The 12,804-nt window shown below is 76.3% G+C and carries 11 protein-coding genes; 5 read left to right on the top strand and 6 right to left on the bottom strand.

The features are described from left to right. Positions 1–44 precede the first annotated feature (44 nt). Positions 45–656, bottom strand: coding sequence for a nucleoside/nucleotide kinase family protein (locus ACGFXC_RS04205; RefSeq protein ID WP_393709252.1), 612 nt, complete (start codon positions 654–656; stop codon positions 45–47). A 165-nt stretch (positions 657–821) separates the two neighbouring features. Between ACGFXC_RS04205 and ACGFXC_RS04200 the strand changes: the two genes are divergently transcribed. Beyond that, positions 822–1,610, top strand: a complete 789-nt coding sequence (locus tag ACGFXC_RS04200) for a class I SAM-dependent methyltransferase (RefSeq protein ID WP_393709251.1) — start codon at positions 822–824, stop codon at positions 1,608–1,610. 45 nt (positions 1,611–1,655) lie between these two features. Here ACGFXC_RS04200 and ACGFXC_RS04195 read toward each other — a convergent pair whose 3' ends face one another. After that, positions 1,656–5,693 (bottom strand): hypothetical protein, encoded by a 4,038-nt coding sequence (locus tag ACGFXC_RS04195; protein WP_393709249.1) that lies wholly within the window; start codon positions 5,691–5,693, stop codon positions 1,656–1,658. 88 nt (positions 5,694–5,781) lie between these two features. On the opposite strand from ACGFXC_RS04195, the gene ACGFXC_RS04190 reads away from it, so the two are divergent. Next, entirely contained in the window at positions 5,782–6,678 is an 897-nt protein-coding gene (locus ACGFXC_RS04190) for a GNAT family N-acetyltransferase (RefSeq protein WP_393709247.1), read from the top strand. A 97-nt stretch (positions 6,679–6,775) separates the two neighbouring features. Here the strand turns inward: ACGFXC_RS04190 and ACGFXC_RS04185 are convergent, their stop codons facing one another. Both ACGFXC_RS04185 and ACGFXC_RS04180 read right to left on the bottom strand, forming a co-directional pair. Beyond that, positions 6,776–7,222 carry a VOC family protein gene (locus ACGFXC_RS04185; RefSeq protein ID WP_393709245.1) on the bottom strand — a complete coding sequence of 149 codons (447 nt, stop codon included), beginning with the start codon at positions 7,220–7,222 and terminating at the stop codon, positions 6,776–6,778. Between the two features lie 330 nt (positions 7,223–7,552). Further along, positions 7,553–8,455 carry an MBL fold metallo-hydrolase gene (locus tag ACGFXC_RS04180; RefSeq protein ID WP_393709244.1) on the bottom strand — a complete coding sequence of 301 codons (903 nt, stop codon included), beginning with the start codon at positions 8,453–8,455 and terminating at the stop codon, positions 7,553–7,555. Between the two features lie 134 nt (positions 8,456–8,589). Here ACGFXC_RS04180 and ACGFXC_RS04175 point away from each other — a divergent pair, with 134 nt between their 5' ends. Next, the gene (locus ACGFXC_RS04175) at positions 8,590–9,042 is read left to right on the top strand and encodes a MarR family winged helix-turn-helix transcriptional regulator (protein WP_393709242.1); all 453 of its coding nucleotides are present in this window, start codon (positions 8,590–8,592) and stop codon (positions 9,040–9,042) included. A gap of 194 nt (positions 9,043–9,236) precedes the next feature. After that, positions 9,237–10,355, top strand: a complete 1,119-nt coding sequence (locus tag ACGFXC_RS04170) for a mechanosensitive ion channel family protein (protein WP_393709240.1) — start codon at positions 9,237–9,239, stop codon at positions 10,353–10,355. 144 nt (positions 10,356–10,499) lie between these two features. On the opposite strand, the gene ACGFXC_RS04165 is transcribed toward ACGFXC_RS04170, so the two are convergent. Together ACGFXC_RS04165 and ACGFXC_RS04160 are read right to left on the bottom strand one after the other, a co-directional pair. Next, on the bottom strand, positions 10,500–10,931 hold the full coding sequence (locus ACGFXC_RS04165) for a VOC family protein (RefSeq protein WP_393709238.1): 432 nt from the start codon (positions 10,929–10,931) through the stop codon (positions 10,500–10,502). Between the two features lie 107 nt (positions 10,932–11,038). Continuing rightward, positions 11,039–12,037 (bottom strand): linear amide C-N hydrolase, encoded by a 999-nt coding sequence (locus ACGFXC_RS04160; protein ID WP_393709236.1) that lies wholly within the window; start codon positions 12,035–12,037, stop codon positions 11,039–11,041. A 183-nt stretch (positions 12,038–12,220) separates the two neighbouring features. Here ACGFXC_RS04160 and ACGFXC_RS04155 point away from each other — a divergent pair, with 183 nt between their 5' ends. Then, a complete protein-coding gene (locus tag ACGFXC_RS04155) occupies positions 12,221–12,802 on the top strand; it encodes a hypothetical protein (protein ID WP_393709234.1) in 582 nt (193 codons plus the stop codon). The last annotated feature ends 2 nt before the right edge of the window (positions 12,803–12,804 follow it).

Here is a 12,804-nt window from a genome sequence, read left to right as displayed (position 1 = left end):
AGGGGATGCCGGGGCCGTGAGGGCTGCGGCGGTGGTGGCGCGGCTCATTCCACCACCAGGTCCGCGAGGTCGCGGCCCGGAGCGACGGCGCGCGCGTTGGCCTCGTCGGAGCGTGCCACCCACCGGGCCGCCTCCGCCCCGGTCCGGCCGTGACCGACGTGCCGGGCCACCAGACGGCGTACCCGCAGGGCGTCGTCGGGGGCCAGGTACCAGGCCTCGTCCAGCAGGGGGCGCACAGCGGCCCACTCCCCCGCCCCGTACAGCAGGTAGTTGCCCTCGGTGATGACGAGCGGCACCGCGGAAGCCACCGCGATGCTTCCGGCGACGGGCTCCTCCAGCGAGCGGTCGAAGGCGGGCGCGTAGACCGTCCCGGGGCCCGCGGCGCGCAGGCGGCGCAGGAGCGCCAGGTAGCCGGCGGCGTCGAAGGTGTCGGGGGCGCCCTTGCGGTCCGCCCGCCCGAGCCGGACCAGTTCGGCCTGCGCCAGGTGGAAACCGTCCATCGGGACGACGACGGCCAGTTCGGGGCCCAGGGCGCGTGCCAGGTGCTCCGCCAGGGTCGACTTGCCCGCGCCCGGCGGTCCCGCGATGCCCAGGACGCTTCGTCCGCCCGCAGTGGCCAGGGCCCGGGCCCGGTCTTCCAGATCCGCCCACTCCATCCCCGTATGGTGCCATCCCGCCCCGGCGGGATCCGGCACCCCCTCCCGTCACGGAGCTTCCCGGCCGCCCCGGCCCACGCGTGCGGGGGCGGCCCGGGCGCGGTGGAATGGTGGAGACGGTGCGGGCGGGCGCCGCGCCGCGGCCGGGCGGAGGCGACGGACTCGATGTGGGGCACGGGCGAGGCGTACGAACCGTTCATGGGCCGGTGGAGCCGGGCGGTGGCCGCCGCGTTCGTGCGGAGGCTGGACCTGCCGCCCGGCCTGGACTGGCTGGACGTCGGATGCGGCACGGGCGCGGTCACCCGGGAGGTGCTGCGGGGCGCCGGGCCGGCGGGGGTGACCGGTGTGGACCGTTCCGAGGACTACGTCCGGCATGCCCGGCGGCACGTGCGGGACCCCCGTGCGCGGTTCGTCCGCGGTGATGCCGAGGCCCTGCCGCTGCCCGACGCGCGGGCGGCGGTGGCCGTGAGCGGGCTCGTCCTGAACTTCGTGCCCGGCCCGGCCCGCGCGGCCGCCGAACTGGTCCGCGTGGTCCGCCCCGGCGGGACGGTCGGGGTCTACCTCTGGGACTACGCCGACGACGGCATGGGCCTGCTGTGCCGGTTCTGGGAGGCCGCCGCCGCCCTGGACCCCGGCTGCCGGTCGGTGGACGAGCGGGCCCGGTTCCCGCTGTGCGGGCGCGAGCCGCTGCGCGCCCTGCTGACCGGCGCGGGGCTGGCCGGGGTGACGGTGTCGGCGATCGAAGTGCCGACCGTGTTCCGGGACTTCGCCGACTACTGGGATCCCTTCCTCGGCGGCCAGGGACCGGCCCCCGGCTACGTCGCCTCGCTCGGCCCGGCACGGCGCGCGGCCCTGCGCGAGCGTCTGCGGGCCACCCTTCCCCGCGCGGCCGACGGCTCCGTCCCGCTGACCGCCCGCGCCTGGTCGGCCACGGGCCGCCGCCCCGGGCCCTGACCGGGGCGGAAGCGGGGCGACGGAAGGGGGATGCGGGGCCCGCGGTCAGTCCAGCAGCGCCGCCACCGGGGACAGCGGATCCCAGCCGGGGTCCCGTCCCGTCAGCCGGCCGGCGACCCGCGCCCAGGCCTCCGCGTCGGAGCCGAGCCGGTCCGCGACGAGGGCGGTGAGACCGGCCAGGGCGGCGTGCGCCTGCGGCGGGGCGTCGGTGCGCCGGGCGGCGCCGTTCAGATAGGCGAGGACCAGGGCCGCCGGGGCCACGACGTGCAGCAGGTCGGCCGCGGTGAGCGGGCCCGGGGCGTGCGGGCCGGGGGCGAGCAGTCCGTCGAGCTGCGTGGTGAGCGGGCAGTGGTGGAGTCCGCCGAGCCCGTACCGGGCGCGGGCCCGGGTGAGCGCGGCCCCGTCGGGCAGACCGTCCGGCCCGGGCTCCGCCACCAGGGCCGCGTGCCGCAGGCGCAGGTCGGCCGGGGCGTCGGCCCGGTTGACGATCCGCTCCCAGTGCGGGAGCGGCTCCCGGGCGTGGGCGGCCTCCAGCGCCGCCCAGTCGATGCCGCCCGGTGCGGCCGACAGGGCGCCCGGCACCTGCCAGGCGTTCCGGGTCCGCCGCAGCCGGGTGACGGCCTTGGCCGGGTCCAGTTCCCGGGCGGCCCGGGCGCGGAGGACGGCGGCCGGGTCCGGGGCCGCCAGCGCCTTCACGCAGAGCCGGGCCGCGGCCGGGCCGAGCGGGCCGCGCCGGACGAGGCCGGCCAGGCGGGCGGCGCCGCCGTGTTCGAGCAGGTGCAGGCAGCCGACGACCTGCTGGACGAGGCTCAGGCCGGCGCCCTGGCGTGCGAAGACCTCCTCGATCAGGTCGGGTTCGGCCGAGTACAGCCAGCCGGTTCCGCCCGCGGGCGGCGCGGACGGATCCTCTTGTACGTCGGCCCGTACGAGCGCTCCGACCGTCGCGGCCCCCGCCCCGGGCCGGGGCAGGGAACGGGCGATGACGCGGCGGGCCGTACGCGCCGTGGTGCCGTGCCGCAGCAGGGCGAGGTCGACCCGCGGATCGGCGAGGTCGGCCAGCCGTTCCTCCTCCCCGGCCGGCAGCCATCGCGACTGGGCGGCGAGGACGTGCAGGGCACGCGGGTCGCGCTGCGCCAGCAGCCGGTCGAAGGCGATGCGGGGCGTCCGGTCGTGGCGCAGCAGGTGGGCGGCGAGCAGCCAGGGCCCGTCCGGGCCGAGGCGGGGCAGGACGGCGTCGAAGGCCTCGGCGTCGGCCAGGCCGAGCAGGGTGCCGATCGGCCAGGCCCAGCCGTGGTTGCCGCGTTCCAGCAGGCGCAGCGCCTCCTGCGGAGTACGGGGGCGGGGCGCGAGCGAGCCCGGCGGCCCCGCCGGGTGGCGGTCCGCCCCGTCGGCCGCCGGGCCCGACCGGGACAGCTCCAGGAGCTCCGTCCAGCTCGGGCCGACGGCCGTGTGCCGGTCGGCGGGGCCGACGGCGGCCGACGCAGTGTCGGCCAGCCGCAGCCAGGCGTCGGGGTCGGTGCCGAGTTCGGCGCGCAGCAGGCGGGCGACGGCCGCGCGCCAGGCCTCGGCGAAGGCGAGGCGGCGCCAGTCGTGCGGGAGGAGGATGAGCCGGCGCGCGGGCAGCAGGGCGGGCAGTTCGTCGGCCGGAAGGAGTCCCTGGGTGTACGCGCTGTCGATGAGGCCGACGCCGGAGCCCCAGGAGACCGGCGGCTCGGCGCGGACCCGCGCCAGGCCGGGAGCGGTGTACCAGGAGCCGCCGCCCGGCGGTTCGACGCCCCGGGCGGCGCAGGCGCGGGCCAGCCAGTCGGGGGTGGCGAGCCCGGGGGCGTCCTCCTGCCGGTGCCGGGCCAGGAACCCGAGCACGCCGGGGTCGGCGGGCGACGGGACCTCTTCCGGGGCGGCCGCGAGGGAGCGCAGCAGGTCCAAGGCCGCGAGCCCGGCCCGCTCGTGCGCCCGCCGCGGGGCCGTAGCGGCGGCGGGAGCGGTCGGCCCGGCGGAGACCCGCCGATCCGCCGAGCCGCCGGCACCCGGGCCGGGCACGGAAGCGGGAGCCGGCCCGGTCGGACCCGCCAAGTCCTGCGCATCCGCCGGAGCGGCGGCGGGGCCGACGGACCCGCCCGGCCTCGCGGAGGCCTGTGGCTCCTCCGGAGCGGCGTCCGGGACGGTCGGGCCCGCCGAGGCCCGCCGATCCGCCGAGCCGTCGGCGCCCGGGCCGGACGCCGTGGCGGCGGCGGGAGCCACGGGCACGCCCGGGCTCGCGGGGGCCTGCGCGTCCGCCGGGCCGGCGGCGCCCCGGCCGGCGTGCGGGACGGTCGGGACCGTCGGGTTCGCGGAGGCGTGCGGGGCCGCCCGCCCGGCCGCGTCCGGGCCGGGCGCCGGAAGCGGGGGTACGCCCCGGCCGGGCGCCGGAGCGGGGGCCGGGACGGTGGGGACCGTCGGGCTCGGGGAGGCGTGCGGGGTCGCCCGCCCGGCCGCTTCCGGGCCGGGCACCGGGAGCGGGGGTACGCCCCGGCCGGGGGTGGGCGGGGGCGGCGTTGCGGAACGGGCGGCGTCGGTGATCCACTCCTCGACGGTGCCCCCGTGGCCCGGCAGCAGCGCGTCCAGCGCGCTCCAGGCCCCGGGGCGGTCGCCGAGGTGGGCGGCGGCCAAGGCTCGCAGGGCGGCCGGGGCGGCGGCACCCAGCAGCCCGCGGCCGTCGAGCCGGGCGAGCGCGTCCAGGGCGCGGGAGGCGGGGTGCGCGGTGCGGACCAGGTCGACCGGGTCCAGCAGGCCCGCGCCGGCCATGCCCTGCGCCCAGCGGGCCGCGCCGTCGTCGAGCGGCTCCCGGGCCAGCCGGTGCGCGGGCGGGTCGACGTTGCCGACGCGGCGTCCGCCCCTGCGCCAGGGCTCGTTGAGCGCGCTCAGCCGGAACGCCAGGCGCTGCGCGTCGCTCGCCGCCTCGTGCCGGGCCAGCTCCTCGCCCGCCCTCGGCATGAACGGGCTCTCGGCGTGCGCCTCGGCCAGCGCCCGGACGTCGTGGGCGTACGGTTCGCCGAGCAGGTCGCGCAGGCTGCTGGTGCCCCGGGTGACGGCCAGCAGGGCGGGCAGCCGGGCCGGGTCCCCGTACGGTTCGCACCGCGCGCGCAGCCGCTCCAGGGCGTCGGCGCCGCCTTCGGCCAGGGCCCCGGACACGTCCGAGATGACCGGGCCGGTGAGGTGGCGGAGGACCTCCGCGTCCTCCAGGAGCGCCCGCAGCGCCGCCGGTCCGGCGCGTTCCCACACCCTGACCAGCGCGTACTGCTGGGCGGCGCCCCGGCACCCCAGCCGCAGGGCACGGCCGGTGAGCGCGGGGTCCCCGGAGCAGAGCAGCGGGACGAGCCAGGTGCGCGGGAGGCGACCGCCGGGGGCGGTCAGTTCGGCCCGCAGGTCCGCGTCCATCGGTATCCGGTCCAGGTCCCGCACCAGGGCGCGGCGCAGGGACGGCGTGCAGCGCGGGTTGCGGTAGACGGCCGCGCCGACGCGGCCGTCGCCGGCGGCGAGCAGCCGCGCCAGCACCCGGGAGTCGACGCGGGGGTGCCGGGCCAGGGCGGTACGGGTACGGGTGTCCCCGTACCCGGTGACGGCGGCCACCAGGCCCGGGCCGGGCGGCGTACCGCACGCGAGCACGGCCTCGACCGCCGCGTCGGGCAGGGCCGAGAGGGCGGCGGCCGCGTCCTCGGGGCGGGCGTGCTCCAGCAGCAGGGCGAGCGTCGCGTGGACGCTGCGCGGGACGGGCGCCCGCAGTTCCCCGGCGGCGGCCGGCGGCGCGGGCGGCGGTACGTCGGCGAGCAGGGCGGGCAGGGTGCCCCGGTGGCCGGCGAGGGCGTCGTGCAGGCCGAGCCATCGCCCGGCCGGTCCCAGGTGGTCCCGTACCCATGCGCGCAGCAGCGGGGCCGCCTCGCCCCGGGCCCCGCCGGCGGCGGCGACGGCCGCCGCGGCCGTGCGCGCCGGACTCCCCTCGCGGAGCACGCGCGACGGGTCGCCGGCCCCGGCGCCGGGCGGCGGGGGGATGAGGAGGAGGCGGGCCAACAGGGCTGCGGCCGTGCCGTCTTGCGAGTGGTTCATGGGCTCATGCTAGGAAGCCCCGGTGACAGTCCCGCTGCCGTGGCGGCCGGCCGGGAGGCCTGTCAGTGGCCCGGCCTAGGCTGGCCGGATGGACGAGATGCGGATCGTGGCCGATCGGGCGCTGTGGCGGCGCGACTTCGAGGAGCGGGTGCTGGCGGGGTACCGGGCCGCGGGCTGCGCGGAGCCGTTGGCCCGGGCGCTGCTGGAGCGGGCGGTGCGGGGGATCGACGACTGGACGGTGGCCACGGACGGCTCCGGCTGGGTCGCGGTCGGGATGACGCAGGACAACGGGGTGGCCGTGGGCCGGATCCACGACCTGACGGCGCCGCGGGGGCGCGCCTGGGCCGAGCGGTGGTGTGCCGAGCGGGGCGCGCGGCAGGTGGCGGTGCGGCTCACCGGCGGAGCGGGTGCCTTCGCCGACTACCCCGTACGCGGACAGAACCGCATCCGCGCCGCCGCCGAGCGGCCCGCGCTGCCACCGGGCCTGACGGTCCGTCCCCTGACCGAGGAGGAGTACCCCCGGTGGTACGCCGGTGAGGTCGCCGCGTACGTCGCGGACATCGTCCGGGCGGGCGCGCTGACCCCGGAGCAGGCGCGGGAGAAGTCCGACCGGGACTTCGCCGAGCACCTCCCCCGGGGCCACCGGACCCCGGGTCACGCCTTCTACGCGCTGGAGGCCGACGGCCTGGTGATCGGCACCGGCTGGCTGAACCACGGCTTCCTGCCGGGCGTGACCTTCGGCTTCTCGCTGGAGGTGTACCCGGAGCACCGGGGCCGGGGGTACGGCCGGGCCGCGATGGCCGTCGGCGAGTGGGCCACCCGGCAGGGCGGTGACGAGGCACTGATGTTCAACGTCTTCGGCGGCAACGACGTCGCGATGAGCCTGTACGACAGCACCGGCTTCACCGTCCTGGAGGAGTACCGCTCCATCGACCTCCAGGACGCACCCGCGGTGGACCGTGGCCCGGTGGATCGTTTTGCGTGACGCGAGTGCACCTCACTTATGCGGAGCGCGAGTTCATCGGACCGTACCCGCCGATCGGTGAGTACGGCCCGCAGGCCCGGCTCGGGCCGCCACCCGATCAGGGCCCGGTCGAAGCCTGGGGGCGGGCGTAGGGCCGAGTCATGATCTCCATGTTGTGGCCGTCCGGGTCGTCGAAGTAGGCACCGCGACCACCGAACAGGCTGTTGATCCTGCCGGGGTCGGTGCGGCCGGGGTCGGCGTAGTAGGTGACCCCGACCGCCTCCAGACGGGCGATCGCGGCGTCGAACTGCTCGTCAGGCACGAGGAAGGCGTAGTGCTGTGACTGGATCGCCTCGTTCCTCTTCTCGTAGTAGTCGAGCGTCACGCCGTTGCCGAGGTCGACGGGCAGGAACGGCCCGAACGGGGCGCCGACCCTCAGGCCAAGGACCGCGGCGAGAAACTCCGCGGACAGGTGCCGGTCGCTGGCGTAGACGGCAGTGTGGTTCAGCTGCACGACGGCCGTCGGCAGCTCGAATTCGTGCGGGGAGCGCTGGTCATGGGGCATGAGTGATGTGTCTCCGGTCTTGAGATCCGCTGGAAAGGGGCGCCGGATGTGGGCGCCGGGAGCAGCAAGGACGCGGAGACGGGGGCGGGCCTCTGGCCCACCTCGGGCTCAAGCCGAGGCCGGAAAGCTCACTCGTGCATGGCTCAAGGCCGACCCGGCAGTCACCCGACCGACCTTAGTGATCACCGCAGGCGAGGGCAACACCGTTCCCCAGCCGCACTCCGGCCGCAGATCGAGCCATTGACGACTCCGGCGATCACGACCCGATACGCACGAGGGCGCCGCCCGGCGGGAGGCAGCGGCCGCCCGCTTCCCCGGATACGGGGGGGATCAGGCGTCCAGCGGCTGCCAGGCCGGGCCGTCCTCGGCGGCGGCGACCCGGCCGAAGACCACGTCGGCGAAGTGGACGCCGAAGCCGATCGTGCCGGGCTCCGCCAGTTCGGCGACGAGGCGGCGGCGGTGGCCGGCGGTCAGGGCGGGGTCGTGGTCGAAGGCCGAGGACCAGGCGGGGCGGCCGATCTGGACCGGCGAGTGCATGGCGTCGCCGAAGGCGATCAGCCGGCGTCCGCCGCCGGTGATGACGTACTCGGCGTGCCCGACGGTGTGGCCCGGGGTGATCCGGACGCGGACGCCGGGGAAGACCTCCTCCCCGTCCGTGACCGTACGCACGCGGGGCGCGAGGGCCGCGGCCTCCTCGCCCATGCCCTGGGCCTCCAGGAGGTCGCGCCGGGCCCACTCCGCCTCGGAGATCAGGTACGCGGCGCGGGCGAACACGGGCCGGTCGCCGCCGGGGGCGGGCAGGCAGGCCCAGCCGAGGTGGTCGGCGTGGAGGTGGGTGAAGGCCACCGCTTCGATGTCCTCGGGGCGGCGGCCGAGTGCGGCCAGTCCGTCCGCGAGCGCGCCGCCGTGGATGACGGCGACGGGGCCGTCCGGGGCCTGGTGCCTGCGCGGGCCGAAGCCCGCGTCGATCAGGAGCGCGCGGTCGCCGTGCTCGACCAGCAGCGCCCCGACGCTGCCCACCAGGTGGCCCGTCGCGTCCAGGTATGCGGGGTGCGCGGCCCAGTCCGCCTCCGTGGTGTCCGGGAGCACGTCGAGCGGCCGGAGCCGTACGTCGCCGTCCGGTACGTACGTCACCTTCGTGTCGCCCAGCCGCAGCGAGCGGATTCCGGCCGGGCGGGACAGCCGCTCGTCCCGGGTCGTGCCCTCGCTCCGGCGCACCGTCACATCAGTCATTTCTTCGCTCCTCTGAACCGCCGACAGGCGTCGCCGGGGGCCCGTCCCCCGGCGGCGAGGCCAACCATAAGCATCAAGTTCGAATCATTCAAGCTGTAAATATTTCCTCTTGATGGATTCGCTAGACTGGCCCCATGACAACCCAGGCAGAGCCGGACCCCCGGGCGCGGGCCGAGGCGCAGGCCGTCGCCGAACGCCAGCTGTGCGGTCTGGTGAACGGGATGGCCCAGCGGATCGCCGAGCACGTGCGCGAGCGCGCCACCACCCTGGGCCTCACCGCGGCGCAGGCGACCGCGCTGCGGGAGATGAGCGGACCGATGACCATGCGCGAACTCGCCGAGCGCATGAGCTGCGAGCCGTCCAACACCACGTTCGTCATCGACAAGCTGGAGAAGCAGGGCCTGGTCGAGCGCCGCCCGCACCCCACCGACCGGCGCGCCAAGCACCTCGTCCTCACCACCGGGGGCGCCGCCCTGCGCGAGCGGCTCCTCGGACTGCTCTCCGTGGACTCCCCCCTGGCCGGCCTCAGCGCCGGGGACCAGCAGACCCTGCACCGCCTCCTGGAGCGGGCCATCACCGGGCCGTGAGCCACCGACGGGTCGGCCCACCTGCGGAGTCTCGCATTCCATGAGGGAGGATGGCAGCTCGCTCCGCTCGCGTACGCACGCGTGGACGAAGCCCGCACGCAACCCGACCCGACAGGTGGCATGGTGACGACACAACACATACGGCGCCCGGCAGCGGAACCCCTCACCGCGGCCCCGGCCCCGGAGGCGGTCCGTTGACCCGGGCGCTCGTCCTGCACGACTGGCTGGTCGCCGCCATCGCCCTGGTCTCGGGCGGGGTGGCGGGGGTGCTGCTGCGCGCACTGCTGAAATGGCTGGCCAAGCACGCCCTGCGGACGCGGTGGACCGGGGACGACGTCATCGTCGACGCGCTGCGCACCCTCGCGCCGTGGGCCGCCGTCATCGCGGGCGGGGCGGTGGCGGTCTCGGCGCTGCCGCTCACCGCGCGGCTCGCGGGGATCGTCAACCAGTCCCTGACCGCCGTGCTCATCCTGATCGCCACCGTCACGGCCGCCCGGGTCATCGCGGGTCTCGTCCAGTCGCTGGCACAGTCGCGGACGGGCGTCGCCGCCTCCGCGAGCATCTTCGTCAACATCACGCGGATCGTGGTCCTGACGATGGGCGTGCTGGTCGCGCTGGAGACCGTCGGGGTGTCCATCGCGCCGCTGGTCACCGCCCTCGGCGTGGGCGGCCTCGCGGTCGCCCTCGCTCTGCAGGACACCCTGGCCAACCTCTTCGCAGGGGTGCACATCCTCGCCTCCAAGACCGTCCAGCCGGGTGACTACATCCGGCTGAGCAGCGGCGAGGAGGGCTACGTCGTCGACATCAACTGGCGCAACAGCGTGGTGCGCAACCTGTCGAACAACCTGGTCATCATCCCCAACGGCCGCCTGGCGCGGACGAACATGACCAACTACACGCAGCCGGAGCAGAAGCTGTCGATCCTGGTGCAGGTGGGGGTGGGCTACGAGAGCGACCTGGAGCACGTCGAGCGGGTCACCCTCGACGTGGTGGACAGCGTCATGGCCGACATCACCGGCGGGGTGCCGGACCACGAGGCGGCCGTCCGCTTCCACACGTTCGCGGACTCCAGGATCAACTTCACGGTCATCCTCGGCGTGGGCGAGTTCAGCGACCAGTACCGGATCAAGCACGAGTTCATCAAGCGCCTGCACCAGCGCTACCGGGCCGAGGGGATCTCCATCCCCGCCCCCGCGCGGACGGTGTCCCTCCAGGAGGGGGAGGCGCGGGCGGGATCCGGGTCCGTCCCCGCGCTCCCGCACCAGCGGGACGCCTCGTCGTCGGCCGCCCTCCTGGCGGACCGCCAGCGCTGAGTCGCGGCCCCGGGGGCTCCGGCCCCGGCCCCGGCCCCGGCCTTCCGGCTCCCGCATCCCGGCGCCGGGATGCGGGAGCCGGGCCGCGCAGGCCGGGCCGGGCCGGGGTTGCGGATGCGGACGCGGACGCGGGTCGGGGGCGGTTCAGCGTTCGGCGAGCTCCGACGGGGCCTCCTGGACCACCCAGCCGTTGCCGTCCGGGTCCTCGAAGGACATGAACGAGTTCCAGGTCCCGCCCTTGCCCTCCGCCCAGCCCGTCGCGCCCACGTGCCGGACCGGCGAGACGTCCACGCCCCGGGCCACGAGCTCCGCGCGGGCCGCCTCGATGTCCGTGACGCAGATCTGCAGGCCCTGGAGGGAGCCGGGCGCCATCGCCTTCGTCCCGGGCGCGGCGGGCATTCCCTGGAGCATCGCGAGGGAACACCGGGAGCCGGGCGGGGTGATCTGGACGACCCGCACCCCCGGCGCCACCTCGTCGTCGAGGTCGACCGTGAAGCCGGCCTTGTCGGCGTAGAACTCCTTCGCCCGGTCCAGGTCGGTGACGGGGACCGGTACGACTTCCAGCGTCCAGTTCACGGGGACTCCTCACACACGCGCGGTCAGCGGGACGGTCGGGTCCACAGTCCCCCACCCGGCCGCGCCCGCGCACGCCGCAACGCCCGTACGGGCTGCCCCGGAACGGCTCAGAACGGCGCGGGAGACGGCGTGAACCCGCCCGAGACGTCTCCGACGAGGTCGACGGCCCCGGGATCCAGCGTCATGACGGGGGCACCGGCCCCCAGGTCGAAGCGGTCGATCCCGGCCCACACGAGGTTCGGGCTGGTGGCCAGTTCGAAGAAGTAGCGCCTGGCGGTGAGGTCGCAGACGGTTCGGTACTCGGTGTTGTACGTCCGGAACCGCCCTTCGCGGTACGGCGCGCCGAACGGCACCGAGGCGTTGCGGGTGACGGCCAGGATCCCGGCGACGGCCTGCCGGTCGTCGGCCGGCTCGGGCAGCAGCGCGCTGAAGTAGGCGGCGCGCTGGAAGCGGTCGACGGCGTTGACGTTCCCGGGCACGGGGACGTCGCTGCTGGGCCGGTCGTGGCCGAACCCGCGCACGGTCTCCACCTGCTGCCGCAGCAGGCGCAGCTGCTCGTCGTAGGCGGGCTCGTTGGTCATGACCGTGTAGCCGCGGTGGTGGTGCACCTGCCTTCGGCCCGCGAGGTATTCGACGATCGCGGAGTCCCCCGACGCGTCCTCCAGTGCCACGTGCACCGTGGCCCGGAAGCCGCGCAGCTCCACCGGCACCAGCTGGCAGGTGTCGAGCAGGGCCAGGGCTTCCGGTACGGTGCGCGCGCAGTCCAGCAGGTACTGGATCCACAGGGCGATCTGGAGGCCGGGCGTGCCGGGCTCGCGGGGGCCGGGATCGGTGCTGTCCAGGTACAGCATGTGCGCCGCGAGGCCCGCTTCGTTGAGGCCGTCGGCGGTTCCGGCGCCGTACACGGTCGTCACGAGGCTGCCGTAGCGGCTGGTCCACCGCAGCGGGTTGTCGCCGACGACGGTGGTGCCCGCCAGGGCGCCGCCGTCGCGTTCCATCCCCCGGGGAAAGACGGTCAGGACCGGCTCGGTGGATTCCGGCCAGTCCATCGTCCGGCCGGTGAGGACGGCGTGGCCGTTGGTGTTCCACAAGATCCGTGTGCACATGGGCGGTCCCTCTCTGCGTGAGCCGCACCCATTACGCACCAGGAGCAGAGCGGGCGAGGGGCCCCGCTGCCCGGCCGGGGGCGAAAGAACCTGATCGGCCCTCAGCCCGGAACGGCACGATCGGGCGGAATCCCCCGCACGGGCGGACATCAGTTCCTATGATGTTGCTTCTTTAACAAAATCATGGTGGGGGTACTTGTGCACAGCGCGAACGACGGCGGCACGGCGGCGAACGGCGGCAGAGCCGGACGGGGGGTCCGGCGCGGGGCCGGGCGGGTCCGGCTCGCCTTCATAGGACTGCTGGCGGCGGGTGTCGCCGTCGCCTGCGGACCGGTGGAAGGAAGCGGACCGGCGGTCCCGCCCCCGCCGTCCCTCATGTCGTCGGCGCCGACGACGCCCACCCCGGCAGCGACTCCGACGCCCACGCCCTCCCCGTCCGCGACCTCGTCCCCGACGGCGGTCCCGACGGCGGTCCCGAGCCCCTCCGTACCGCCCGCCGCCGGCACCGACGCCAAGGCGTCCGCCGACCCGGCCCCGGCCCGGTCCGCCACCACCAGGCCCGCGCCGAAGCCGACGACGAAGGCACCGACCACCGCGCCGGACGAGCCCGCGAAGGCCGACTGCGAGATCGTCTCCAACGCCGGGAACTGCTACAACGCGGGCCAGTTCTGCCGCAAGGCGGACGTGGGCCGCTCCACCCACGCGGGCAACGGCCGGATGATCCACTGCCGTCAGGACGGCGGCCAGCCCCGCTGGGGCTACTGAGC

The sequence above is a fragment of the Streptomyces sp. NPDC048507 genome, from assembly GCF_043199995.1.
In the GTDB taxonomy this organism is placed as follows: Bacteria; Actinomycetota; Actinomycetes; order Streptomycetales; family Streptomycetaceae; genus Streptomyces.
The sequence above is the reverse complement of the archived record's forward strand: the minus strand, read 5'-3'. Positions and strand labels throughout refer to the sequence as shown.